Source organism: Pseudomonas violetae (assembly GCF_023072615.1).
Taxonomy (GTDB): domain Bacteria; phylum Pseudomonadota; class Gammaproteobacteria; order Pseudomonadales; family Pseudomonadaceae; genus Aquipseudomonas; species Aquipseudomonas violetae.
In genome coordinates this window covers 45,693-72,351 of the sequence record NZ_JAKNRW010000003.1, presented here as the reverse complement: position 1 = coordinate 72,351, position 26,659 = coordinate 45,693, and the positions used below count along the sequence as shown (strand labels likewise).

The 26,659-nt window shown below is 58.9% G+C and carries 21 protein-coding genes; 2 read left to right on the top strand and 19 right to left on the bottom strand.

From position 1 onward, the window contains the following. From pyrG to rpsB, 19 genes are all read right to left on the bottom strand, one after another. On the bottom strand, positions 1-1,632 hold the full coding sequence (pyrG, locus tag L9059_RS04640; RefSeq protein ID WP_247288526.1) for a CTP synthase: 1,632 nt from the start codon (positions 1,630-1,632) through the stop codon (positions 1-3). A 274-nt stretch (positions 1,633-1,906) separates the two neighbouring features. Then, positions 1,907-3,235, bottom strand: coding sequence for a tRNA lysidine(34) synthetase TilS (tilS, locus tag L9059_RS04635; protein WP_247288515.1), 1,329 nt, complete (start codon positions 3,233-3,235; stop codon positions 1,907-1,909). Between the two features lie 131 nt (positions 3,236-3,366). After that, the gene (locus tag L9059_RS04630; protein ID WP_247288513.1) at positions 3,367-4,314 is read right to left on the bottom strand and encodes an acetyl-CoA carboxylase carboxyltransferase subunit alpha; all 948 of its coding nucleotides are present in this window, start codon (positions 4,312-4,314) and stop codon (positions 3,367-3,369) included. 152 nt (positions 4,315-4,466) lie between these two features. Next, complete coding sequence (dnaE, locus tag L9059_RS04625) at positions 4,467-7,988, bottom strand: DNA polymerase III subunit alpha (RefSeq protein WP_247288511.1); 3,522 nt, start codon at positions 7,986-7,988, stop codon at positions 4,467-4,469. Positions 7,989-8,064: 76 nt separating this feature from the next. Beyond that, complete coding sequence (gene rnhB / locus L9059_RS04620; RefSeq protein ID WP_247289445.1) at positions 8,065-8,691, bottom strand: ribonuclease HII; 627 nt, start codon at positions 8,689-8,691, stop codon at positions 8,065-8,067. An 11-nt stretch (positions 8,692-8,702) separates the two neighbouring features. Continuing rightward, on the bottom strand, positions 8,703-9,833 hold the full coding sequence (lpxB, locus tag L9059_RS04615) for a lipid-A-disaccharide synthase (protein ID WP_247288501.1): 1,131 nt from the start codon (positions 9,831-9,833) through the stop codon (positions 8,703-8,705). Between the two features lie 2 nt (positions 9,834-9,835). Then, the gene (gene lpxA / locus L9059_RS04610; RefSeq protein ID WP_247288499.1) at positions 9,836-10,612 is read right to left on the bottom strand and encodes an acyl-ACP--UDP-N-acetylglucosamine O-acyltransferase; all 777 of its coding nucleotides are present in this window, start codon (positions 10,610-10,612) and stop codon (positions 9,836-9,838) included. Continuing rightward, complete coding sequence (gene fabZ / locus L9059_RS04605) at positions 10,609-11,049, bottom strand: 3-hydroxyacyl-ACP dehydratase FabZ (protein WP_007907157.1); 441 nt, start codon at positions 11,047-11,049, stop codon at positions 10,609-10,611. The genes lpxA and fabZ overlap by 4 nt, the downstream gene beginning before the upstream one ends. Before the next feature lie 109 nt (positions 11,050-11,158). Beyond that, entirely contained in the window at positions 11,159-12,214 is a 1,056-nt protein-coding gene (gene lpxD / locus L9059_RS04600) for a UDP-3-O-(3-hydroxymyristoyl)glucosamine N-acyltransferase (RefSeq protein WP_247288497.1), read from the bottom strand. 3 nt (positions 12,215-12,217) lie between these two features. Beyond that, complete coding sequence (locus L9059_RS04595; protein WP_010462812.1) at positions 12,218-12,721, bottom strand: OmpH/Skp family outer membrane protein; 504 nt, start codon at positions 12,719-12,721, stop codon at positions 12,218-12,220. A 45-nt stretch (positions 12,722-12,766) separates the two neighbouring features. After that, positions 12,767-15,142, bottom strand: a complete 2,376-nt coding sequence (gene bamA, locus L9059_RS04590; RefSeq protein ID WP_247288495.1) for an outer membrane protein assembly factor BamA — start codon at positions 15,140-15,142, stop codon at positions 12,767-12,769. Positions 15,143-15,216: 74 nt separating this feature from the next. Continuing rightward, on the bottom strand, positions 15,217-16,569 hold the full coding sequence (rseP, locus tag L9059_RS04585; RefSeq protein ID WP_247288486.1) for a sigma E protease regulator RseP: 1,353 nt from the start codon (positions 16,567-16,569) through the stop codon (positions 15,217-15,219). A 56-nt stretch (positions 16,570-16,625) separates the two neighbouring features. Continuing rightward, positions 16,626-17,816: a 1-deoxy-D-xylulose-5-phosphate reductoisomerase gene (gene ispC, locus L9059_RS04580; protein ID WP_247288484.1), complete on the bottom strand. Its 1,191-nt coding sequence runs from the start codon at positions 17,814-17,816 to the stop codon at positions 16,626-16,628. Continuing rightward, positions 17,813-18,619, bottom strand: coding sequence for a phosphatidate cytidylyltransferase (locus tag L9059_RS04575; RefSeq protein WP_247288482.1), 807 nt, complete (start codon positions 18,617-18,619; stop codon positions 17,813-17,815). The genes ispC and L9059_RS04575 overlap by 4 nt, the downstream gene beginning before the upstream one ends. After that, positions 18,619-19,374 (bottom strand): polyprenyl diphosphate synthase, encoded by a 756-nt coding sequence (gene uppS / locus L9059_RS04570; protein ID WP_247288480.1) that lies wholly within the window; start codon positions 19,372-19,374, stop codon positions 18,619-18,621. The genes L9059_RS04575 and uppS overlap by 1 nt, the downstream gene beginning before the upstream one ends. Before the next feature lie 13 nt (positions 19,375-19,387). Beyond that, positions 19,388-19,945 (bottom strand): ribosome recycling factor, encoded by a 558-nt coding sequence (gene frr, locus L9059_RS04565; protein WP_247288477.1) that lies wholly within the window; start codon positions 19,943-19,945, stop codon positions 19,388-19,390. After that, complete coding sequence (gene pyrH, locus L9059_RS04560; RefSeq protein WP_003189161.1) at positions 19,942-20,685, bottom strand: UMP kinase; 744 nt, start codon at positions 20,683-20,685, stop codon at positions 19,942-19,944. The genes frr and pyrH overlap by 4 nt, the downstream gene beginning before the upstream one ends. A gap of 210 nt (positions 20,686-20,895) precedes the next feature. Then, positions 20,896-21,759 (bottom strand): translation elongation factor Ts, encoded by an 864-nt coding sequence (tsf, locus tag L9059_RS04555; RefSeq protein ID WP_028622556.1) that lies wholly within the window; start codon positions 21,757-21,759, stop codon positions 20,896-20,898. A gap of 190 nt (positions 21,760-21,949) precedes the next feature. Then, a complete protein-coding gene (gene rpsB / locus L9059_RS04550) occupies positions 21,950-22,687 on the bottom strand; it encodes a 30S ribosomal protein S2 (RefSeq protein WP_003219330.1) in 738 nt (245 codons plus the stop codon). Between the two features lie 374 nt (positions 22,688-23,061). Between rpsB and map the strand changes: the two genes are divergently transcribed. Next, positions 23,062-23,844: a type I methionyl aminopeptidase gene (gene map, locus L9059_RS04545; RefSeq protein ID WP_247288476.1), complete on the top strand. Its 783-nt coding sequence runs from the start codon at positions 23,062-23,064 to the stop codon at positions 23,842-23,844. A 44-nt stretch (positions 23,845-23,888) separates the two neighbouring features. After that, on the top strand, positions 23,889-26,591 hold the full coding sequence (locus L9059_RS04540) for a [protein-PII] uridylyltransferase (protein ID WP_247288473.1): 2,703 nt from the start codon (positions 23,889-23,891) through the stop codon (positions 26,589-26,591). Positions 26,592-26,659: the final 68 nt, after the last annotated feature.

Sequence of the window (26,659 nt, the reverse complement as noted above, 5' to 3'; positions counted from 1 at the left end):
TTATGCCTTCTTCTGGTGTTGAGTCAGCGCTGCTTTGACGAAACCGGTGAACAGCGGGTGGCCGTCGCGCGGGGTCGAGGTGAACTCAGGGTGGAACTGGCAAGCGACGAACCATGGATGATCCGGAGCCTCGACCACTTCAACCAGCGCGCCATCACCGGAACGACCAGAGATTTTCAGACCGCCTGCCATGATTTGCGGCAGCAGGTTGTTGTTCACTTCATAGCGATGACGGTGACGCTCAACGATCACGTCCTTGGCGTAGCAATCGTGCACCAGGGAACCCGGCTCAAGCAGGCAATCCTGCGCACCAAGACGCATGGTGCCGCCCAGGTCGGAGGTTTCGGTACGGGTTTCGACTGCACCGGTGGCATCTTCCCACTCGGTGATCAGGCCCACAACCGGGTGGCCGCTGGCACGATCGAACTCGGTGGAGTTGGCGTCTTTCCAGCCCAGCACGTTACGAGCGAACTCGATCACGGCCACTTGCATGCCCAGGCAGATACCCAGGTATGGAACCTTGTTTTCGCGAGCGTACTGCACGGCAGTGATCTTGCCTTCTACGCCACGTAGACCGAAGCCGCCAGGTACCAGGATCGCGTCGACGCCTTCCAGCAGCGCTGTACCCTGGTTCTCGATGTCTTCGGAATCGATGTAGCGCAGGTTGACCTTGGTGCGGTTGCTGATACCGGCGTGACTCATCGCTTCGATCAGCGACTTGTAGGCGTCCAGCAGTTCCATGTACTTGCCGACCATGGCGATGGTGACTTCGTGCTCAGGGTTGAGCTTGGCATCGACCACGGCTTCCCACTCGGAGAGGTCGGCACCGCCACATTGCAGGCCAAAACGCTCGACGACAAAATCATCCAGGCCCTGGGAGTGCAGGATGCCCGGGATCTTGTAGATGGTGTCAGCGTCTTCCAGTGCAATCACCGCGCGTTCTTCAACGTTGGTGAACTGGGCGATCTTGCGACGGGACGAGATGTCGATCGGGTGATCGGAGCGGCACACCAGCACGTCTGGCTGCAGGCCGATGGAACGCAGCTCCTTGACCGAATGCTGGGTTGGCTTGGTCTTGGTTTCGCCGGCAGTAGCAATGTACGGCACCAGCGTCAGGTGCATCAGCATCGCGCGCTTGGCGCCGACTTCGAAACGCAATTGACGGATGGCCTCGAGGAACGGTTGCGATTCGATGTCACCCACGGTGCCACCGATCTCGACCATGGCCACGTCGGCATCGCCGGCGCCCTTGATGATCCGGCGCTTGATTTCGTCGGTGATGTGCGGGATCACCTGGATGGTTGCACCCAGGTAGTCACCACGGCGCTCTTTGCGCAGGACGTGCTCGTAAACACGACCGGTGGTGAAGTTGTTGTTCTGGGTCATGGTCGTGCGGATGAACCGCTCGTAATGGCCCAGGTCCAGGTCGGTCTCGGCGCCGTCGTGAGTGACGAACACTTCACCGTGCTGGAACGGGCTCATGGTGCCCGGGTCGACGTTGATGTACGGGTCCAGCTTCAGCATGGTGACCTTAAGTCCCCGCGCCTCCAGGATCGCCGCCAATGAAGCCGATGCAATGCCTTTCCCCAATGAAGAAACAACACCGCCCGTGACGAATATGTAGCGCGTCATGAAAAACCCTAGAAGTCTGCGTTAAAGCGGTACGAGCCGCCGGGGAAAGCGAAGGAAGGCCGAAGCCCCCGATCACCTGCATTAATCACAGTGCACCTTTCAAAAAAACCGCCGCGTTGGGACAGACCGGTAGATGAAACACCAGTAGGTTGCTCGCTACACATTTTTTGGAATCGCCCAGCAAAGACTGCTTGGTAATCGGCAACTCCTGCGATTCAGGCGAATCCACAGAAGTTGTATCAAGAAGGGAGCGTAGTCTACCGGAAAGCCCCTTTCAGCTCAAACCTTGATCTTCGCTCAGTGGAGCCCAATGCAAATGCCAGCCGTCCTGCTCGCTGCCACTCAAGTCCCGCAGGTTGGCCACCCCAAGCAGTTGCGCGCCTCGGTAGAGCAGCGGCAATCTGCCACGGACGAAGCCTGGAACACGCCGTTCGTTGAGCAGGCGCTTCAGATCGCGATGACCGCGATCGCCCACAGCCATGACCTCGCCCCCCTGACGATAGCGGATTTGCAACGGCCCATCGGGAATCTGGCCCCTGCAACTGAGCATGCCGTTGTCCGGGAGCACCAGCGGTTGTGAGGGATCGTGCCAGGCAACGGCATCGTTTGCCGGACGTAACCATCTGCCGGCCAACCACCAGATCCGCCCGCCCGCGCGATGCAATTGGCCTTGCGCCAGACGCCAGACCGGCCGGGCATCAGGGGCGGCATCGCGCAGGTCTTCCCAGCCCGACCAATGGTCGGTGTCCGGCAGGCGGGTAAGCGCGGCAAGCCAGTGACTCAGTGCATTGCGCTGGCGCGCAGCGGAAAGTTCTGCAAGTGCTGCAAGCTCCAAGGAGGGCACGCCCAGCCAGTCAAAATCACTAACCGTGCGGGCGCTGGCCAAATCAATTTGCGCCAACTCATCGAGCAACCCCTCTGCTTCGCCCAGGTGTGCGGCGCTGCGGGCCATGGTGGTCACTGCTTGCGGCCAGCGCTCGATCATCACTGGCAACACTTGATGGCGCAGATAATTTCGCGAGAACTGACGATCCTGGTTCGAAGGGTCATCGATCCAGCACAACTGATGCTCGGCCGCGTAGGCCTCAAGCTCGGCGCGGGTGACGTCGAGCAGCGGGCGAAAAAGATGGCCGCGTCCCAGCGTCCGCTGTCGAGGCATGCCCGACAGGCCGCGCACCCCTGCCCCGCGCATCAGACGAAACAACAGGGTTTCGGCCTGGTCGTCGCGGTGCTGGGCGCTGAGCAGTAATTCGTTGGCCTGGATGACCGCAGTAAATGCGTTGTAGCGAGCCTCCCGGGCGGCACGCTCAAGGCTGGCGCCGGGCTGAACCTGCACGCGAATCACCTGCAGCGGCACACCCAGCTCGTCGCAGACCGACTGGCAATGTTCCGGCCACGCATCAGCCGCGACCTGCAGGCCGTGATGGATGTGGAGAGCATTGAGGGCCGGCAGGGAATGGTTTTTTGCGAGATGGGCGAGCAGGTGCAGCAGGACGGTGGAGTCGAGCCCCCCGGAGAAGGCGATGTGCCAGCGAGCGGCATTGCGCCAGGGCGTAAGGCTCAGGAGCAACCTTGAAGGCAGATCAGTCACGGGCTGACTCATATCGTTCAAACCACACAAATCAACTGTGGGAGCGGGCTTGCTCGCGAAGAGGCCGCCAAATCAACATCATCGTTGACTGACACACCACCTTCGCGAGCAAGCCCGCCCCCACATGGGACACTGCGTGGTCGTTAGAGACCGTAGCTCATCAGGCGCTCGTAACGACGGGCCAGCAGCGCTTCGTTATCGAACTTCTTCAGCATTGCCAGTTGCGAACTCAGCTCGGCACGGATGGACGCGGCCGCCGCGGCTGGATCACGGTGAGCGCCGCCTAAAGGCTCGCCGATCACTTTGTCGACGATACCCAGGCCCTTGAGACGCTCGGCAGTGATGCCCATGGCTTCAGCAGCATCCGGTGCCTTTTCGGCGGTTTTCCACAGGATCGACGCGCAACCTTCTGGCGAAATCACTGCATAAGTCGAGTACTGCAGCATGTTCAGCTGATCGCACACACCGATCGCCAGTGCACCGCCGGAACCACCTTCACCAATAACGGTGGCGATGATCGGGGTTTTCAGACGCGCCATGACGCGCAGGTTCCAAGCAATCGCCTCGCTCTGGTTGCGCTCTTCAGCATCGATACCTGGGTATGCGCCCGGTGTATCGATGAACGTCAGGATCGGCATCTTGAAACGTTCGGCCATTTCCATCAGGCGGCACGCCTTGCGGTAGCCCTCAGGGCGCGGCATACCGAAGTTGCGCCGAACCTTCTCGCGCACTTCACGGCCTTTCTGGTGACCGATGATCATCACCGGCTGGTCATCCAGACGGGCAATGCCGCCCACGATGGCCGCGTCGTCGGAAAAGTGACGGTCGCCGTGCAGTTCGTCGAACTCGGTGAAGATGTGCTCGATGTAATCGAGGGTGTACGGACGTTTCGGGTGACGCGCCAGACGTGCGATCTGCCAGCTGGTCAGCTTGCCGAAGATATCCTCGGTCAGGGTGCTGCTCTTTTCCTGAAGGCGGGAGATCTCATCGCCGATATTCAGCGAATTGTCATTACCGACCAAGCGCAACTCTTCGATCTTGGCTTGCAGGTCGGCGATCGGCTGTTCGAAATCTAGAAAATTCGGGTTCATAGGCGTCCGTCTTGGGTCGACATCCAAGTGAGCTTGGGTCGGCCGGTTGTCTATTCGCGCCTACCTTAAGGTAGAGGCGCGTTCAGGTCGAGATTAAAAAGTTTGGTCGAGATCAGGGCCATGTACTTGATGGCAATAATGGCTCCTGACCGTCAACGGTATTGGAGGAAGACGTTGTCTCGCCCGAACTGGTCACGCAAGGCTTGAATCAACGCATCCGCCGGGTCGATTCGCCAGGTCTCGCCAAACTGCAGCAAGGCCTTGGCATCGGGGCTCGTGTACTCCATGGTGATTGGACACGCGCCGCGATGACGCTTGAACAATTCACCCAGCCAGCGTAGCTGATCGCCCTTCAAGTCCTTGGTCTGCAGCTTCAGGCGCAGGCTTTCGGCCAGGTTGGTGCGCGCATCTTCCATGCTCATCACCCGCTTGACCCGCAGGCGCAGGCCGCCGGAGAAGTCATCGTTGCTGACCTCACCTTCGACCACCACCATCGCGTCGGTCTGCAACAACGACTGCGCGGAATGGAACGCTTCGGCAAACAACGAAGCTTCAATCCGCCCGGACCGGTCGTCCAGGGTAATGAAGCCCATCTTGTCGCCCTTTTTATTCTTCATCACCCGTAGCGCGATGATCATGCCGGCCACGGTCTGGGTATCGCGCGCCGGTTTCAGGTCGATGATGCGCTGTCGGGCAAACCGACGGATCTCGCCTTCGTACTCGTCGATCGGGTGGCCGGTCAGGTACAGGCCCAAGGTATCTTTCTCGCCTTTGAGGCGTTCCTTGAGGGTCAGTTCCTTGGCCTTGCGGTGGTTGGCGTAGACATCCGCATCCGCTTCGACGAACAAGCCGCCAAACAGGTCGGCGTGGCCACTGTCGTGGGTCCGCGCGGTTTGTTCCGCCGCCTTGATCGCCCCTTCCATTGCATTGAGCAACACCGCGCGATTCTGGTCGATGTTCGCTTGGTAGGCTTTTGGTTCGTCGTGGAAATACGGCCCCAGGCGATCCAGCGCACCGCTGCGGATCAAACCGTCCAGGGTACGTTTGTTGATGCGCTTGAGGTCGACCCGGGCGCAGAAATCGAACAGATCCTTGAACGGCCCGTCCTGTCGCGCCTCAGTAATTGCTTCCACCGGCCCTTCACCCACACCCTTGATCGCGCCAAGGCCGTAGATGATCCGGCCTTCGTCGTTCACCGTGAACTTGAACTCAGAAGTATTCACATCCGGCGCGTCGAGACGCAGCTTCATGGTGCGAATTTCTTCGATCAAGGTCACGACCTTGTCGGTGTTATGCATATCCGCCGACAGTACCGCGGCCATGAACGGTGCCGGGTAGTGCGTTTTCAGCCACGCGGTCTGGTACGACACCAGGCCGTAGGCTGCAGAGTGGGATTTGTTGAAGCCGTAACCGGCGAATTTCTCCACCAGGTCGAAAATGTTACCGGCCAGGTCGGCGTCGATATTGTTGGTCGCGCAACCTTCAATGAAGCCGCCGCGCTGCTTGGCCATTTCTTCAGGTTTTTTCTTACCCATCGCCCGGCGCAGCATGTCCGCACCGCCGAGGGTGTAACCGGCCATGACCTGGGCGATCTGCATCACCTGTTCCTGATACAGGATGATGCCGTAGGTCGGTGCCAGTACTGGCTTGAGGCCTTCGTACTGATAGTCCGAGTGCGGGTACGCCAGTTCGGCGCGACCGTGCTTACGGTTGATAAAGTCGTCAACCATGCCTGACTGCAGCGGGCCGGGACGGAACAGAGCCACCAGTGCGATCAAGTCTTCCAGGCAGTCGGGCTTGAGCTTCTTGATCAGCTCCTTCATGCCGCGCGACTCGAGCTGGAACACCGCGGTGGTCTCGGCTTTTTGCAGCAACTGGTAGGTCGGCTTGTCGTCCAGCGGAATGAAGGCGATATCCAGCGGCGGCTCATCGACTTTGGCACGGTCGCGGTTGATGGTTTTCAGCGCCCAGTCGATGACCGTCAGAGTCCGTAGCCCCAGGAAGTCGAACTTCACCAGGCCAGCTGCCTCGACGTCGTCCTTGTCGAACTGGGTTACCAGGCCATCGCCGGCTTCGTCGCAGTAGATCGGCGAGAAGTCCGTAAGCTTGGTCGGGGCGATAACCACACCACCGGCGTGCTTGCCGACGTTACGCACCACGCCTTCGAGCTTGCGCGCCATCTCCCAGATTTCTGCCGCTTCTTCATCGACCTTGATGAAGTCGCGCAGGATTTCTTCCTGCTCGTAGGCCTTTTCCAGGGTCATGCCGACTTCAAACGGGATCATCTTCGACAAACGATCCGCCAGGCCGTAGGACTTGCCTTGCACCCGCGCCACGTCCCGAACCACAGCCTTGGCGGCCATGGAACCGAAGGTGATGATCTGGCTTACCGCATTACGCCCGTATTTCTCGGCCACGTACTCGATAACCCGGTCACGACCGTCCATGCAGAAGTCGACGTCGAAGTCGGGCATGGATACCCGTTCCGGGTTGAGGAAACGTTCGAACAGCAGGTCGTATTCCAGCGGATCAAGGTCGGTGATCTTCTGCACATAAGCCACCAGCGAACCGGCACCCGAGCCCCGGCCGGGACCTACCGGTACACCATTGCTCTTGGCCCACTGGATGAAGTCCATAACGATCAGGAAGTAACCGGGGAAGCCCATCTGGATGATGATATCCAGCTCGAAATTCAGCCGGTCGACGTACACCTGGCGCTTGGCCTCGTAGTCCTCGGTGGTGTCCCTGGGCAGCAGGACGGTGAGGCGGTCTTCCAGGCCGTCAAAGGACACCTTTCGGAAATACTCGTCGATGGTCATGCCATCGGGAATCGGGAAGTTGGGCAGGAAGTGCTTGCCCAGTTTCACTTCGATGTTGCAGCGCCGGGCGATCTCAACAGTGTTTTCCAGCGCTTCGGGAATATCGCTGAACAGCTCGGCCATTTCCTCGGCGCTTTTGAGGTACTGCTGGTCGCTGTAATTCTTCGAGCGTCGGGGATCGTCGAGGGCCCGGCCCTCACCGATGCAGACGCGGGTTTCGTGGGCGGCAAAATCCTCCTGCTTGATGAAACGCACATCGTTGGTCGCCACCAGCGGTGCACCGATTTTCTCGGCCAGGGCCACGGCACCGTGCAATTGCTCTTCATCATTGGGACGGCTGGTGCGCTGGATTTCCAAATAGAAGCGGTCGGGGAACACCGCCATCCATTCGCGCGCCAGGGTTTCGGCTTCCGCCGGATTGCCACTGAGCATGGCCAGGCCAATTTCGCCTTCCTTGGCCGCCGACAACATGATCAAGCCTTCGCTGGCCTCGGCCACCCACTCGCGCTCGATGATGATCGAACCATTGCGCTGGCCGTCGATGAAGCCCCTGGAGATCAGTTCAGTCAGGTTGCGGTAACCCACGGCGTTCATCGCCAGCAGGCTGATCCGGCTCAAGGCATTGTCGGGATCCTTGTTCGACAGCCAAAGGTCGGCGCCGCAGATCGGCTTGATGCCTGCGCCCATCGAGGCTTTGTAGAATTTAACCAGGGAACACATGTTGTTCTGGTCGGTGACCGCCACGGCGGGCATGTTCATGCCGACCAGGGTCTTGACCAGCGGCTTGATCCGCACCAGACCGTCGACCAGGGAGTATTCAGTGTGCAGGCGTAGATGAACGAATGAAGCCGGCATGGTGATCCTGTCTGTGAGCTCGAAAACAACAAGGCCCGGATTGTACCGGGCCTTGGCGAAAACATCAGCCTTGCGACTAACTCTCGATCAGGCTCTCCCGAGCCTCGTACGCCAGGCGCACCGGGGCGAACGAGCGCCGGTGAATCGGCGTCGGCCCCAGGCGTGCCAGGGCTTCCAGATGAACGGGGGTTGGGTAGCCTTTGTGGCCGCCAATGCCGTAACCCGGGTAGATCAATTCGAAAGCAGCCATTTCACGGTCGCGGCTGACCTTGGCCAGAATCGACGCAGCTGCAATCGCAGGCACCTTGCCGTCGCCCTGCACCACCGCTTCGGCGCGCATGGACAGCTTCGGACAGCGATTGCCGTCGATCATCGCCAGCTTGGGCTGGATGTGCAGGCCTTCAATGGCGCGCTGCATTGCCAGCATGGTGGCGTGAAGAATGTTCAGTTCGTCGATTTCCTCGACTTCAGCACGCGCGACACACCAGCTTAAGGCCTTTTCGCAGATTTCATCGTAGAGCTTTTCCCGGCGAGCCTCGGTGAGCTTCTTCGAGTCGTTAAGGCCAAGGATCGGACGATTCGGATCAAGGATTACCGCTGCAGTCACCACGGCACCGCAGAGCGGACCGCGACCGACTTCATCAACTCCGGCAACCAGTTCTTCCACTTCTGCGACCAAGGTGAAATCCAGTCCCATCTGCATGCTTGTCTTGCTCATTGTACTTGGCCAATCAGTTTCAGCACGGCATCTGCCGCCTGGTTGGAGGCGTCCAGACGCAATGTCCGGTGAATTTCGTCGAAGCCGCGGGTCTGCTCTTCCCCCCCCTCGATCAAGGGGGACAAGGTCTGGGCCAGGGCTTCGACCGTTGCATCATCCTGAAGCAATTCCGGCACCAACAGGCGCTGGGCCAGCAGGTTGGGCAAGGACACATAGGGGCTTTTCACCATGCGCCTGAGAATCCAGAACGTCAGCGGCGCCAAGCGATAGGCCACCACCATTGGCCGCTTGTACAACAATGCTTCCAGCGTAGCCGTTCCGGACGCGATCAACACCGCGTTGCAGGCGGCCAGCGCGAGATGGGATTTGCCATCGAGCAGGGTCAGGGGCAAATCACGACCTGCCAGCATCGCTTCAAGCTGCGCCCGACGCTGCGGGCTCGCACACGGCATGACAAACCGCACGCCCGGGCGCATGGCTCGCAGCCGCTTGGCGGTATCGAGGAACAGCTCCCCAAGACGCCCGACTTCACCGCCACGACTGCCGGGCATCAGAGCGACCAGAGGCCCGTCCGGCAGGCCGAGCTCGGCCCGCGCGGCGGTACGGTCGGCTTCAAGCGGGATCGCGTCAGCCAGGGAATGACCGACAAAACGCACCGGCACGCCCTTCTCTTCATAGAATCTGGCTTCGAACGGGAAAAGTGTGAGCATCAGGTCACAGCCTTCGCGAATCTTCAGCACGCGCTTCTGACGCCAGGCCCAGACCGAAGGGCTGACGTAGTGCACAGTCTTGATCCCGGCTTGACGCAGCTTCAGTTCGATATTTAGGTTGAAGTCCGGGGCGTCGATGCCGATGAACACGTCCGGCTTTTCGGCGATGAGCTCAGCGACCAGCTTCTTGCGCCGGGCCAGCAGCTCACGCAGACGACCCAGCACCTCCACCAGGCCCATGACCGACAGGCGTTCCATGGGGAAATACGAGACCAGGCCTTCGGCCTCCATCAACGGCCCGCCGACGCCAATGAACTCTACCGCCGGGTGGTGAGCCTTGAGCGCGCGCATCAGACCCGCGCCAAGAATGTCACCGGAAGCCTCACCCGCTACCAGCGCAATACGCAAATTAGCCATGATTAACGGGTTATGCCGCGAGTCGAAGACTGGATCGAATCACGGAACACCGCGACTTCCGGGAATTGCGCCGAGGCTTCGCCCAGCTCAGTCAGGGCCTGATCAACCGTCAGGCCCTGGCGGTAAACGACCTTGTAGGCACGACGCAGGGCATGAATGGCCTCTTCACTGAAACCGCGGCGGCGCATGCCCTCGAAGTTCATGCTGCGGGCTTCGGCCGGGTTGCCAAACACGGTGACGTACGCAGGCACGTCCTTGCCAATGGCGGTGCCCATGCCGGAGAAGCTGTGGGCGCCGATGTGGCAATACTGGTGCACGAGGGTGAAACCGGACAGGATCGCCCAGTCCTCGACATGCACATGCCCGGCCAACGCGGTGTTATTGACCAGGATGCAGTGGTTGCCGATAACACTGTCGTGACCGATGTGGGCATAGGCCATGATCAGGTTGTGATCACCCAGGGTCGTTTCCGACCGGTCCTGAACAGTACCACGGTGAATCGTCACGCCTTCGCGGATGACGTTATGGTCGCCGATCACCAGGCGGGTTTCTTCGCCCTTGTATTTCAGGTCCGGCGTGTCCTCGCCTACCGAGGAAAACTGGTAGATGCGATTGTGTTTACCAATGCGGGTCGGGCCCTTGAGAATCACATGCGGCCCGATCACTGTCCCCTCGCCGATTTCCACACCAGCGCCGACGATCGACCAAGGGCCGACCTCGACGTCGTCGGCCAGTACGGCCGTCGGATCGATGATTGCGCGAGGGTCAATCAAACTCATAGTTTGCGTTCCGCGCAGATGATTTCAGCGGAGCACACTGGCTTGCCATCGACCGAAGCCTGGCACTCGAACTTCCAGATCTGACGCTTGCAGCTCAGGAACTTGGCTTCGAGGATCAACTGGTCGCCCGGCAGCACTGGCTGGCGGAAACGCAGTTTGTCCGAACCGACGAAGTAATAGAGGGTCCCGTCGGCCGGTTTCACGTCGAGCATTTTGAAACCAAGGATCCCGGCAGCCTGAGCCATTGCTTCAATGATCAGGACGCCTGGCATGATTGGATGCGCAGGGAAGTGACCATTAAAAAACGGTTCGTTGATGCTGACATTCTTGTAGGCGCGAATGCGCTTGCCTTCCACATCCAGATCCACGACCCGGTCCACCAGCAGGAACGGGTAACGGTGAGGCAGGTATTCGCGAATCTCGTTGATGTCCATCATTTCGGGGGGAAGCCTATGTAAAGATTGGGAGCGCGCGACTAAAAGCGCACCCCTCTAGCAAATCAAGGAGGCAGTCTAGCGGCTGTGCACACTTGATATGGAAATGGTATCAGCCATCTGATGAAGCATTACCGTCAGGGGTCACTTCCCCTGCCCGCTTTTCCAGCTGGCGCAAACGCCGCGCAATGTCATCGAGCTGACGGATGCGTGCCGCGCTTTTGCGCCACTCGGCTGCCGGCTGCATCGCCGTACCGGAAGAATAGGCACCCTTTTCGGTAATCGAGTGGGTCACCATGGTCATCCCGGTGATGAAAACGTTGTCGCAAATTTCGATATGCCCCACCAGCCCCACGCCACCGGCGAGCATGCAATGCTTGCCAATCTTGGTGCTGCCGGAAATCCCAACGCACGCGGCCATGGCGGTGTGATCGCCAACCTGGACGTTGTGGGCGATCTGAATCTGATTGTCGAGCTTCACACCATTGCCAAGCACCGTATCGGCCAGCGCACCACGGTCGATCGCGGTATTGACCCCGATCTCAACGTCGTCACCTACCAGCACACCGCCGATCTGGGCGATTTTCTGCCACACGCCTTTCTCGTTGGCAAAACCGAAGCCTTCGCCGCCCAGCACTGCGCCCGACTGGATCACGACCCTTTTGCCAATGCGAACGTCGTGGTACAGCGTCACCCGCGGTGCCAACCAGCCACCTTCGCCGATTTCGCAGCGAGCGCCAATGAAGCAATGTGCGCCAACAGTCACGCCGGCGGCAATACTCGCCGCACTTTCGATAACCGCAAATGCACCAATACTCGCGGCCGGATCAATCACTGCGTCGGCAGCGATAACGGCGGTCGGATGAATACCGGCAGGCGCCTTCGGCTTTGGATCGAACAGATGGGAAATCCGCGCGTAGGCCAGGTACGGATCCGGCACCACCAGTACGTTACCGGCGAACCCGTCGGCGTCACCGGCTTTAAGCAACAACGCAGCAGCCCGGCTATCAGCCAGGTACTTGCGATACTGAGGATTTGCCAGAAAGCTCAACTGAGCTGGGCCAGCCTCTTGCAAAGTGGCTAGCCCAGTAATTTCTTTCTCCGGGTCGCCACGCAGGGTGGCGCCGAGGAACTCGGCCAATTGGCCGAGCTTCATAGTCGCTGTCATGGATTACTTCAGCTGATTCATGCGCTCGATAACCTGGCGAGTGATGTCGTACTGAGGTTTGACATCGATCACTGCGCCACGCTCGAAGACCAGGTCAAAAGCACCTTTCTTGATGACTTCTTCCACAGCGCTGTCCAGTTTTGGCTTCAGCTGCTTCAGCATTTCACGGTCAGCAACGGCTTTGGCTTCGTTCAGTTCCTTGGACTGGAACTGGAAATCACGGGCCTTTTGCTTGAATTCAAGCTCCAGACGTTCACGCTCGCCTTGCTGCATCTTGTCGCCACCGGCCATCAGGCGGTCCTGGATACCCTTGGCACTGCTTTCCAGCGTCTTGAGCTTGGACAGCTGAGGGCCGAACTTCTTCTCCGCATCCACGGCGTATTTCTTGGCCGCGTCGGATTCCAGCAGGGCCATCTGATAGTTCAGGACGGCGATTTTCATGTCGGCAAAAGCCGGACCTGCTACCAGTACGGTCGCCAGGAGAACCAATTGAGTCAACTTACGCACGATGCACTCCTACAAAATCCATTGTCGTTATCTTGGGTCAGACGCTTAAAACGTCTGGCCGAGGGAGAATTGGAACACTTGAGTATCAGCGTCATCCGGTTTCTTCACTGGCATTGCCAGGGCGAAGCTCAACGGACCCAGTGCGGTGACCCAAGTCACACCGACGCCGACGGAACTGGCCATGTTGCTCAGGCTGATGTCGTTGCACTTGGTACGGGACGGCGAGCCATCAGCGTTAATAGTGTCCTTGCACTGCGAGTCGAACACGTTACCCACGTCCCAGAAGACCGAAGTCCGCAGGGAGCGTTGATCCTTGACGAACGGCAGTGGGAACAGCAGTTCCACACCGCCCTGGATCAGGACGTTACCACCGAACGGCAGTGGATCCTGGTCCGGGTCTTCCGCGGTACCCGGGTTCTTGCCACGACTCGGTGTACTGCGCGGACCCAGGGTGCTGTCCTTGAAGCCACGAACCGAGTTGAAACCACCAGCATAGTAGTTTTCGTAGAATGGCAAGCCATCGGTCGAACCGTAACCGTCGCCATAACCCAACTCGGTGTGCAGGCGCATGGTGTAGTTCTCGCTCAGCGGCTGGAACAACTGGCCGCGGTAGTCGAGTTTGAAGAACGACAGGTCGCTGCCCGGCGTAGTGGTTTCCAGGGTCAGGCTCTGGGAACGACCACGGGTAGCCAGCACGCCCTTGTTCAGGGTCGACTCGGACCAGCCGGCCGACGCCTTGAAGTTCAGGTACTTGTCGCCTTCCTTGTTCACGAAGTCGAAGATTTCATCAACGGTGTACACACCGGTCTTGATCGTGTCCTGCTGCGCGGTCAGACCGAAGGTCAGGCGCGAAGTCTCGCTGATCGGGTAACCCACGCTCACGCCGGCGCCCAGACTGTCTACCGCATAGCTGGCGATATCCGTCTGGAGTTGGTCGTAGTCGGTGGTGCGATAGAAAGCGTTGTAACCCAGGCTCACGCCATCAGCAGTCCAGTACGGGTCGACATAACCGAAGTTATAGCGGCTCTGATATTCGCTGCGGGTCAGGCCGATGCTGACCTTGTTACCGGTACCCAGGAAGTTGTTCTGGGTGATCGAACCACCGAGGATCAAGCCGGCACTCTGGGCAAAACCAACGCTGGCCGTGATGGAACCGGAGGCCTGCTCTTCCACGCTATAGTTCACGTCCACCTGATCGTCGACGCCCGGTACAGCAGGGGTTTCGACGTTGACTTCCTTGAAGAAGCCCAGGCGTTCAAGACGGGTCTTGGACTGGTCGATCAGGTAGGTTGAAGCCCAGCCACCTTCCATCTGGCGCATTTCACGACGCAGCACTTCGTCTTCGGACTTGGTGTTGCCACGGAAATTGATGCGGTTGACGTAGGCGCGCTTGCCCGGATCAACGGCGAAGGTAATGTCCACCGTGTGATCGTCATCGTGCGGCTGAGGCACACCGTTGACGTTGGCGAATGTGTAGCCTTCGTTACCCAGGCGGCGAGTGATCAGCTCGGACGTCGTGGTCATCAGCTTGCGCGAGAACACTTGGCCTTTCTGCACCAGCAGCAGGGATTTAACCTGGTCTTCAGGGACTTTCAGGTCGCCGCTCAGCTTGACGTCACGAACAGTGTATTTTTCGCCTTCGTTGACGTTGACGGTGATGTAGACGTGCTTCTTGTCCGGGGTGATCGACACCTGGGTCGAAGCGATGTCCATGTTGATGTAGCCGCGGTCCAGGTAGTAGGAACGCAGACGCTCCAGGTCACCGGATAGCTTTTCACGGGCGTACTTGTCATCGTTCTTGAAGAACGACAACCAGTTGGTGGTCTTGAGTTCAAACAGGTCGATCAGGTCATCATCAGGGAAGACGGTGTTACCCACCACGTTGATATGCTGGATAGCAGCGACGGTGCCTTCGTTGATATTGACCTTCAGCGCGACGCGGTTGCGCGGCTGCGACACCACTTCGGTATCGACGGTTGCGGAGTAGCGACCCTGGGCGACGTATTGGCGCTGCAGCTCGTTACGAACACCTTCGAGGGTGGCACGCTGGAAGATTTCACCTTCGGCCAGACCGGACTGTTTAAGACCTTTCATCAGGTCCTCAGTGGAAATCGCCTTGTTACCTTCGATTTCGATACTGGCGACCGACGGGCGCTCGACTACAGTGATGACCAGGACGTTGCCATCGCGGCCCAGCTGGATATCTTGAAAGAAACCGGTTTTGAACAACGCACGAGTGGATTCCACCAGGCGACGATCGTCAGCCTGCTCGCCGACGTTCAACGGCAAGGCACCAAAGACACTACCCGCGGAGACCCGCTGGAGGCCATTGACGCGAATATCAGAGATAGTGAAGGACTCGGCGTGAACTTCGGCGATCATCAATACGGTGAGAACCGCAGTTAGCAGCAGACGTTTCATGAAGTCCTTTCTTATTCCAACTGGCAATAAACAAACTGCCGCAAAATGCGGCAGATTCGCAATTCAGCGAAGTGTTACAGACGGCCCAAATCATTGACCAGAGCAAGCAACATCACCCCGACCACCAAACTGATACCGATCTGTATCCCCCAACCCTGCACCCGATCCGACAAGGGGCGACCACGCACCCACTCGATCAGATAAAACAACAAATGTCCCCCATCCAGTACTGGAATGGGCAACAAATTCAGAACACCCAAGCTAATACTCAGATAAGCAAGGAAATTCAGGAAATCAGCGACACCCGACTGGGCAGAAGCGCCCGCCACTTTAGCAATGGTTATCGGTCCACTCAAGTTTTTTACCGAGAGCTCGCCGAACAACATTTTCTTAAGCGAATCGAGGGTCAGAATGCTCATGGTCCAGGTACGTCGAGCCCCTTCCCCGATTGCCGCCACCGGACCGTAACTGATCTCGCGAATCATCTCTGGTGGCCAATCGACTGCTTTTACCCCGGCCCCCAGGTATCCGCTGGGTGCCTTGCTCTCGCCGCGAGCGGCGAGGGTCACCGGAACGTCGACTTGAGCCCCATCACGCTCGACTCGCAACACGATTTTGCTGCCAGGGCGCAGGCGAACCCTATCGACCACTTGTTGCCAGTCCTCGAGGGCCTTGCCATCGAGGGCCAGCAAGCGGTCACCGGTCTTCAGGCCGGCAGCCTGCGCCGGGCCTTTCGGATCGAGTTCGGCCAATACAGGCGGGAGCGCCGGGCGCCATGGTCGAATGCCAAGCGAACGAATCGGATCGGGCTCATCGGCGCCCTTGAGCCACTCATCAAGCACCAGTTCGCGCGGGGTTTCGGTCGTGGAGCCCTGATCTCTTACAACCAGCTGCAACGCCCCGGTTTCGCCCAACCTGCGAACGAGCTGCAGGTTCACTGCGGCCCAGCCGGAAGTCGGCTCGCCATCGATCGCGACAATTTCCTGACCCGCCGTCAGGCCGGCCTTGGCCGCGATACTGGCGGGTTCGACACCGCCGATGACGGGGCGCACCTGGTCGCTGCCCAGCATGGCGAGCACCCAGAAGAAAATCATTGCCAGCAGGAAGTTGGCGATCGGACCCGCAGACACGATGGCGATACGCTGGCGTACTGACTTGCGATTGAAAGACTGATCGAGCTGCTCGACCGGCACTTCGCCTTCGCGCTCATCCAGCATTTTCACGTAGCCGCCCAGCGGGATGGCGGCGACCACGAACTCAGTGCCCTGCTTGTCGTGCCAACGCAGCAACGGCATGCCGAAGCCTACGGAGAAACGCAGCACTTTAACCCCACAGCGACGCGCGACCCAGAAATGGCCGAACTCGTGGAAGGTGACCAGCACACCCAACGCAATCAGGGTGCCGACAATCATGTAAAGTGCGCTCATCTACTCTCTCCGCAATACTTTCCAGTGCTGCATGGGCTTGCGTATTGCAACACGTGTTACCGCCCGTGGCGATTCAGCCATTGCCCGGCCAGTTCACGAGCCTTGGCGTCTGCCGTAAATACGGCATCAAGATCGCCCACCGCGACCACCGGCTCAAGATTCAACACTTCCTCGATGATACTCGCGATTTCCAGATAACCAATCCGCCCGTCGAGAAAGGCGGCTACCGCCACTTCATTTGCGGCATTGAGCATGGCCGGAGCACTGTTGCCAGCCTCGGCCGCCTGACGCGCGAGGCGCAGGCATGGAAAACGCCCTTCATCGGGAGCTTGAAAATCCAGTCGCGCGATCGCGAACAGATCCAGGGGCGCCACGCCCGCGTCGATGCGCTCCGGCCAGGCCAGTGCGTTGGCTATCGGCGTGCGCATATCGGGATTGCCCAATTGCGCCAGCACCGAACCATCAATGTAATCAACCAGGGAATGTATGACACTTTGCGAGTGGATCACCACCTCGACCTGGGACGGCTTGGCATCGAACAGCCAACAGGCTTCAATCAGCTCAAGCCCCTTATTCATCATACTGGCCGAATCGACCGAAATCTTGCGCCCCATGGACCAGTTCGGATGGGCACAGGCCTGCTCTGGAGTGACGTGCTCCAGCTCAGCCATCGGTGTCTGGCGGAACGGACCACCGGAGGCCGTCAGCAAGATACGACGAACCCCGACCGAACCGAGCCCCCGGGCGAAATCCCGTGGCATACACTGGAAAATCGCATTGTGCTCACTGTCGATCGGCAACAATACCGAGCCGCTCATGCGCACCGCCTGCATAAACAAGGCACCGGACATCACCAGCGCTTCCTTGTTGGCCAGCAGGATCTTCTTGCCCGCCTCGACCGCCGCCAGGGTCGGACGCAAGCCTGCCGCACCGACAATGGCCGCCATGACCGCATCCACCTCCGGGTCGGCGGCGACCTGGCACAAGCCTTCCTCGCCCACCAAAACGTGAGTCGACAGCCCGGCCGTGCGCAACTCTTGCTGCAGGCGCCGACCGGCCTCGACTCCAGGCACCACGGCAAAACGTGGCGCATGGCGCACGCACAAGGCCAGCAATTCGCCCAGGCGAGTGAACCCGCTAAGGGCGAACACCTGGAAGCGATCGGGATGACGAGCGATGACGTCAAGGGTGCTCAGGCCAATCGAGCCCGTAGCCCCCAGCACGGTAATCTGCTGTGGACGGCTCACGGCGCCGCCATCCACAACAACACCGCAAACACCGGAATGGCCGCCGTCAGACTGTCGATGCGATCCAGCACCCCGCCGTGACCCGGCAGCAGGTTACTGCTGTCCTTGATCCCGGACTGACGCTTGAACATGCTCTCGGTGAGGTCGCCCACGACCGAGATGAACACGATCACTGCCGCACCGACCAGCCCTTTGAGCAACTCCGCAACCGTCCAGTCGCGAACCAGCCCAACGATAGCCGTAATGACCAGCGCCAGCGCCAGGCCGCCGTAAACCCCTTCCCAGCTTTTGCCAGGACTGACCTGCGGCGCCAATTTGCGCTTGCCGAAGGCACGACCGGAGAAGTAAGCCCCGATATCCGCACCCCAGACCAGCACCATCACCGCCATGATCAGCCAGTTGCCCAGAGGCTCCTGTTTGATCAGGATCAGGCCTTGCCAGGCTGGAAGCAGGACCAGCAGGCCGATGACCAGTTTGCAGGCAGCAGTAGACCAATGGCCGCTTGAACGCGGATACGTCAGCACCAGATAGGTCGCCACGGCCCACCACAGCACGGCAGCGCCCAGTACCCACGGCGCAAGCCCCGGCAATATATGCATGAAAAACAGCATCACCGCGACCGCCAGTGCATAGCCGACGCGTACTGGCTGGTCGGTAAAGCCCGCCAGGCGAGCCCACTCCCATGCGCCCAGCGTCACGACCAGGCCAATGAACAGCGCAAAGCCGGAGCCTTCCAGCAGGAAAAAGCCACACAGGGCTATTGGCAGCAGGATCAGAGCAGTGATGATTCGTTGTTTAAGCATTAAGCCCGGGCTCCAGCTTCGACCTGCTCGCTCGTTTTACCGAAACGGCGCTGGCGCGAAGCGAAATCGGCCAGCGCTTTGCGCATGGCGTCGTGTTTGAAGTCCGGCCAGAACAGGTCGGAGAAGTACAACTCGGCGTAAGCCAGTTGCCATAGCAGGAAGTTGCTGATGCGGTGCTCGCCACCGGTGCGGATGCACAGGTCTGGCAGCGGCAGGTCGCCCGTCGACAGACAGGTCTGCAATAACTCCGGCGTGATGTCCTCCGGACGCAGGTGCCCGGCCTGCACTTCACGAGCCAGGCGTTGGGCGGCTTGAGCAATATCCCACTGACCGCCGTAATTGGCGGCGACCTGCAGGACCAGGCGATTCGTGCCCACCGTCATGGCTTCAGCCTCGCGCATGGCGGCCTGAAGCTCGGGATGGAAGCGCGAACGGTCACCGATAATGCGCAAACTGATGTTGTTTTCGTTCAGCCGCTTGGCCTCCCGACGCAGCGCCTTGAAGAACAACTCCATCAAGGCACTGACCTCATCGGCCGGACGCTGCCAGTTTTCGCTGGAGAACGCGAACAGGGTCAATACCTCGACCCCGGCCTCGGCACACACCTCGATCACTGCGCGCACCGCATCCACGCCCGCCTTATGACCGGCGACACCGGGCAAAAAGCGCTTTTTCGCCCAGCGGTTGTTACCATCCATGATAATCGCGACATGGCGCGGCACCGCAAAGGGCGCAGTCTGCTTAGTCTTTTCCATGAAAACGCGACCCTTATACGGCCATCAGGTCCGCTTCTTTCTGCTTGGTCGCTGCGTCGATATCCGCCTCAGCCTTGTCGGTAAGCTTCTGGATATCGGCAGCAGCACGACGTTCTTCGTCTTCGCTGATTTCCTTGTCCTTCACCAGCTTCTTCAGGTCGCCAAGCGCATCGCGACGAATGTTGCGTACGGCAACGCGAGCATCTTCCGCGGCGCTGCGAGCCTGTTTGGTGAAGCCCTTGCGGGTTTCCTCGGTCAGGGCAGGCATGGAGATCAGCAGCAACTCGCCCAGGTTGGTCGGATTGAGGTTCAAACCGGCGCTCTGGATAGCCTTGTCGACTGCTGCAAGCATATTGCGCTCGAACGCCACGACCTGAAGGGTGCGGGAGTCTTTTACGGTAACGTTGGCCACGCCACTCAACGGGGTGTCAGTACCGTAGTAAGGCACCATCACGCTACCCAGAATGCTCGGGTGAGCCTTGCCGGTACGAATCTGTCCAAACGCGTGGGACAGAGAGTCCAGGGACTTCTGCATGCGCGCCTGAGCGTCTTTCTTGATTTCGTTGATCATTGTTGGCCTTCCTCGATCAGGGTCCCTTCAGCGCCGCCATGTACTATATTCAGCAGGGCGCCGGGCTTGTTCATGTTAAAGACGCGCAATGGCATCTTGTGGTCGCGGCACAAGCAAATGGCCGTCAGATCCATCACACCCAGCTTGCGATCCAGCACTTCATCGTAAGTCAGATGATCGAACTTCTCGGCATGCGGGTCTTTGAATGGGTCGGCAGTGTAGACGCCATCGACCTTGGTAGCCTTGAGCACAACATCGGCATCGATTTCGATCGCTCGCAAGCATGCAGCCGAATCCGTGGTAAAGAACGGATTGCCAGTACCTGCTGCGAAAATCACCACTTCCTTGGAGTTCAGGTGGCGCATGGCCTTGCGACGATCGTAATGATCAGTCACACCCACCATGGAAATGGCCGACATCACGATGGCCGAGATATTGGCACGTTCCAGCGCATCGCGCATGGCCAAGGCGTTCATCACAGTGGCCAGCATGCCCATGTGGTCGCCAGTTACACGATCCATCCCGGCTGCGCTCAGCGCTGCACCGCGGAACAGGTTACCACCACCGATCACCAGACCGACCTGGACACCGATGCCAACCAACTGGCCGACTTCCAGTGCCATGCGATCCAGAACTTTCGGATCGATCCCGAACTCTTCCGAGCCCATCAGGGCCTCGCCGCTAAGCTTGAGTAGAATGCGTTTATAGCGAGCCTGATAACCACTGCCCTGCTGAGCCATTGCGAATCTCTCCTGCGGCGTATTTTAAAAATTCTTTGCGAGCTGTTTACAGCTGGCGTTCACTCTAGCGTGGCGCTGCTTCAGCGCCATCGGAACATGGCTTTGTAAGCCAGTTCCAACGGGAAACCAATTAAAAATTTGGTATCCCATCTGAAAAGAGGCTGCGCGCGTGAGCGGGCAGCCTCTTCAGGGCGACAGTTGAAAACTGTCTTATTGCTTGGCGGCAGCCAGCTGGGCAGCAACTTCTTCAGCGAAGTTGTCGACCGGCTTCTCGATGCCTTCGCCTACTTTGAAGTAGGTGAAGGAAACGATTTCAGCACCGGCTTTCTTAGCCAGCTCGCCAACCTTGATTTCAGGGTTCTTGACGAACGCCTGCTCAACCAGGCTCGCTTCAGCCAGGAACTTGCTGATACGGCCTTTAACCATGTTTTCAACAATATTTTCCGGCTTGCCGGCAATTTTGTCAGCGTTCAGGGTCAGGAACACGCCCTTCTCACGCTCTACTGCTTCAGCGGAAACTTCCGATGGCAGCAGGAATTCAGGGTTGGTAGCCGCTACGTGCATCGCGATGTCTTTGGCCAGCTCAACGTCGCCGCCTTTCAGAACAACCGCAACACCGATTTTGTTGCCGTGCAGGTAGCCACCAACAACATCACCTTCAACGCGAGCCAGGCGACGGATGTTAACGTTTTCGCCAACCTTGCCGACCAGAACCAGGCGATCAGCTTCTTGAGCTTCGATCAGCGGAGCGACGTCAGTCAGTTTGTCAGCGAACGCTTTTTCAACGCTGGACGCAACAAATGCCTTGAAGTCGTCCTGCAGAGCCAGGAAGTCAGTCTGCGAGTTCACTTCCAGCAGAACGGCGGATTTACCGTCTTCTTTAAGAGCGATAGCGCCTTCAGCAGCCACGTTGCCTGCTTTCTTAGCGGCCTTGATGGCGCCCGAAGCACGCATGTCATCAATGGCTTTCTCGATGTCGCCGCCAGCCTTGGTCAAGGCCTTTTTGCAATCCATCATGCCTTCGCCGGTACGCTCGCGCAGTTCTTTGACCAACGCTGCAGTAATCTCTGCCATTTCAAAATCCTCTTGGATAGGTTTTCAACCATTCCACCCGACCAAACGGGCGTTCAATTCTTCCCGAAGCCTCTTTGATAGCGGCTGCACGTTACAGGGCTGCAACTGCGCTGCACACAAATGGTTTTCGAGGTGGCAAAAAGGGGGCCAGGCCCCCTTTTTGCTTACTGAGTCAACGCCAAGGCGTCAATTACTCAGCTGCAGCTACCGGAGCTTCTTCAACGAACTGCTCGGTGCCACCAGCAACGTGGTTGCGGCCACGGATTACAGCATCAGCCATCGAACCCATGTACAGCTGGATAGCGCGGATTGCGTCATCGTTGCCTGGGATGATGTAGTCAACGCCTTCCGGGCTGCTGTTGGTATCGACTACGCCGATAACCGGGATACCCAGCTTGTTGGCTTCGGTGATCGCGATGCGCTCGTGATCAACGTCGATAACGAACAGAGCGTCTGGCAGACCGCCCATGTCCTTGATACCACCCAGGGAACGATCGAGCTTCTCAAGATCGCGAGTGCGCATCAGCGCTTCTTTCTTGGTCAGCTTGGCGAAAGTACCGTCTTCGGCTTGCACTTCAAGGTCACGCAGACGCTTGATGGAAGCACGGATGGTTTTGAAGTTGGTCAGCATGCCGCCCAACCAGCGGTGATCGACGTACGGCGAACCGCAACGTGCTGCTTCTTCAGCAACGATCTTGCCAGCGGAACGCTTGGTGCCGACGAACAGAATCTTGTTTTTGCCCTGTGCCAGGCGCTCTACGAAAGTCAGAGCTTCGTTGAACATTGGCAGGGTTTTTTCAAGGTTGATAATGTGGATCTTGTTACGCGCGCCGAAAATGTACTTACCCATTTTCGGGTTCCAGTAACGGGTCTGGTGACCGAAGTGCACACCGGCCTTCAGCATATCGCGCATGTTGACTTGGGACATGATAGTTCCTTAATAAGTCGGGTTTGGCCTCCACGTATCCCAATGACCAACCAGCAGCATCAGCTGAAGGCACCCAGGTCATCGTGTCGACACGTGTGTGGATTTAAGCCTTTCGGGGTATCCCCGGAAAGCGGCGCATTTTATATCATAAGACTCGCAAAAACGGAACCAGGATTCTCAATTCCTGACGCACACCTTTATCCGCCCCTTTGGAATCGCCCTGGAATGCGCCCACCTAGATGAAGAAGCGATGCACAGAGCCTCAGATTTGCCTTGATCGTCTGGTAGAATCGCGTTTTTCAGGGCGGCGAAGATCGTTTGCGTAACGCCCATTTTGACTTAGTTAAGCGCCATTGAGCGCAGAGAGAGCCTGTATGACCGTCAACCTCAAGACTCCAGAGGACATTGCAAAAATGCGTGTCGCCGGCAAACTGGCCGCCGATGTGCTGGAAATGATTGCCGAACATGTCAAACCAGGCGTCACCACCGAAGAACTGGACCGAATCTGCCACGACTACATCGTCAATGTGCAACAGGCCATTCCTGCCCCGCTGAATTATAAAGGCTACCCGAAGTCGATCTGCACCTCGATCAACCACGTGGTCTGCCATGGCATTCCGAACGAGAAGCCATTGAAGAATGGCGACACGCTGAACATCGACGTTACCGTCATCAAGGACGGCTACCACGGCGACACCAGCCGCATGTTTCACGTCGGCACCGTGCCTGTCTGGGCCGAACGCCTGTCCCAGGTCACCCAGGAATGCATGTACAAGGCCATCGAAATCGTCAAGCCGGGCTGCCGCCTGGGTGATATCGGCGAAGTTATCCAGAAGCATGCTGAAAAGAACGGCTTCTCGGTGGTTCGCGAGTTCTGCGGCCACGGCATTGGCAAAGTGTTCCACGAAGAGCCGCAGATCCTGCATTACGGCCGTGCCGGCACCGGCATGGAGCTCAAAGCGGGCATGACCTTCACCATCGAGCCGATGATCAACCAGGGCAAGGCCGACACCAAGGTGCTGGGCGACGGCTGGACCGCCATTACCAAGGACCGCAAGCTCTCCGCCCAGTGGGAACATACCCTTGTAGTGACCGAGACCGGCTACGAGATTTTCACCCTGCGCGGCGATGACACCATCCCTCGCGTTTCGGCCTGATTCAACCAGCGCAGCTCCCAGCCTATAGAAAGGAAAGCCAATCGATGCCGCAGGTGGATCCAGAACTCTTCGACCGCGGCCAGTTCCAGGCTGAACTGGCCCTGAAGGCAAGCCCTATTGCTGCCTTCAAGAAGGCAATCCGCCAGGCCCGCGAGGTGCTCGACGGGCGCTTCCGCAGCGGCCGCGACATTCGGCGCCTGATCGAGGATCGCGCCTGGTTCGTCGACAACATCCTGCAAAAGGCCTGGGAGCAGTTCGACTGGAGCGAAGACGCCGATATCGCGCTGGTAGCGGTCGGCGGCTACGGTCGCGGTGAGTTGCACCCTTATTCCGACATTGACCTGCTGATCCTGCTGGACAGCGCCGATCACGAAGTTTTCCGAGACTCCATCGAGCGCTTTCTCACACTGCTGTGGGACATAGGCCTGGAGGTCGGCCAGAGCGTTCGCTCGGTGGACGAATGCGTAATTGAAGCCCGCGCCGACCTGACGGTTGTCACTAACCTGATGGAAAGCCGTACCATCTGTGGTCCGGAACGTTTGCGCCAGCGCATGCTCGACGTCACCAGTACCGCGCACATGTGGCCGAGCAAGGACTTCTTCCTGGCCAAGCGCGCCGAGCAAAAGGCCCGTCACCACAAATACAACGACACCGAATATAACCTGGAACCCAACGTCAAGGGCTCGCCCGGCGGCCTGCGGGATATCCAGACGATTCTGTGGGTCGCCCGACGCGAGTACGGCACCCTGAACCTACGGGCGCTGGCCGGTGAAGGTTTCCTGGTTGAAAGCGAAAATGCCCTGCTGGCCTCTTCCCAGGAATTTCTGTGGAAGGTGCGCTACGCCCTGCACATGCTCGCCGGTCGCTCCGAAGACCGGCTGCTGTTCGATCACCAGCGCTCGATTGCCGGGCTGCTGGGTTTCGAAGGCGATGACGCCAAGCAAACCATCGAAAATTTCATGCAGCAGTACTACCGGGTGGTGATGAGCATCGCCCAGCTCAGCGACCTGATCATCCAGCATTTCGAAGAAGTCATCCTCGCCCCGGAGGACGAAGCGCCGCCGCAGCCAATCAACTCGCGGTTTCAACTGCACGACGGTTACATCGAGGCGCGCAATGACAACGTGTTCCGTCGTACGCCGTTCGCCATGCTCGAAATCTTCGTGCTGATGGCCCAGCAGCCAGAAATCAAAGGTGTGCGCGCCGATACCATTCGCCTGCTGCGCGAGCACCGTCATCTGATCGACGATGACTTTCGCAACGACATTCGCAACACCAGCCTGTTCATCGAGCTGTTCAAGTGCAAGATCGGCATCCATCGCAACCTGCGCCGGATGAACCGCTACGGCATCCTTGGGCGTTATCTGCCGGAGTTCGGCTTCATCGTCGGGCAAATGCAGCACGACCTGTTTCACATCTATACGGTCGACGCCCACACCCTCAATTTGATCAAGCACCTGCGTAAGCTGCAGTACACCCAGGTGTCGGAAAAATTCCCGCTGGCCAGCAAGTTGATGGCCAAGCTGCCGAAACCCGAATTGATCTACCTTGCGGGCCTGTATCACGATATCGGGAAAGGTCGGCACGGCGACCATTCGGAAATCGGCGCAGTCGATGCCGAGGCGTTCTGCCAGCGCCACCAGCTGCCGGTGTGGGACAGCCGCCTGATCGTCTGGCTGGTACAGAACCACCTGGTGATGTCCACCACCGCCCAACGCAAGGACCTGTCGGACCCTCAAGTGATCCACGACTTCGCACAGATCATCGGCGATGAAACCCACCTCGACTATCTATACGTGCTGACCGTGGCGGACATCAACGCCACCAACCCGACGCTGTGGAACTCCTGGCGCGCCAGCCTGCTGCGCCAGCTTTACACCGAGACCAAGCGCGCCCTGCGCCGTGGCCTGGAAAACCCGGTGGACCGCGAGGAACAGATTCGCCAGACCCAAAGCGCCGCCCTGGACATCCTGGTGCGCGGCGGGACCGATCCGGACGACGTCGAGCAGTTGTGGGCGCAACTGGGGGATGACTACTTCCTGCGCCACACCGCTGGCGACGTGGCGTGGCACAGTGACGCGATCCTTCAGCAGCCGGCTGACGGCGGCCCCCTGGTGCTGATCAAGGAAACCACCCAGCGCGAGTTCGAGGGCGGCACCCAGATCTTCATCTATGCCCCCGATCAACATGATTTTTTTGCCGTGACCGTGGCTGCGATGGACCAGCTCAACCTGAACATTCACGACGCGCGGGTCATTACCTCTAGCAGTCAGTTCACCCTCGACACCTACATCGTGCTCGACACGGACGGCGACTCGATTGGCGACAATCCAACACGGGTCAAGCAGATCCGCGAAGGCCTGACCGAGGCCTTGCGCAACCCGGACGACTACCCGACCATCATTCAGCGTCGAGTGCCGCGCCAGCTCAAGCATTTCGCGTTTGCGCCCCAGGTGACCATTCACAACGACGCCCAACGTCCGGTGACCGTACTGGAACTCAGCGCCCCTGACCGTCCAGGCCTGCTGGCGCGCATTGGCACGATCTTCCTGGAGTTCGACTTGTCGTTGCAGAACGCGAAGATCGCCACCTTGGGCGAACGCGTGGAAGACGTGTTCTTCATCACCGATGCCAACAATCAGCCTCTGTCCGATCCGTTGCTATGCAGCCGTTTGCAGGACGCCATCGTCGAACAACTGACTGTCAATCAGGAATCTGAAATCAAACTGTCGCGACTCACTATCTGAATTAACACATCACCCCCTGTGGGAGCGAGCTTGTGTGGCGAGGGAGCTTGCTCCCGCTGGGGTACGAA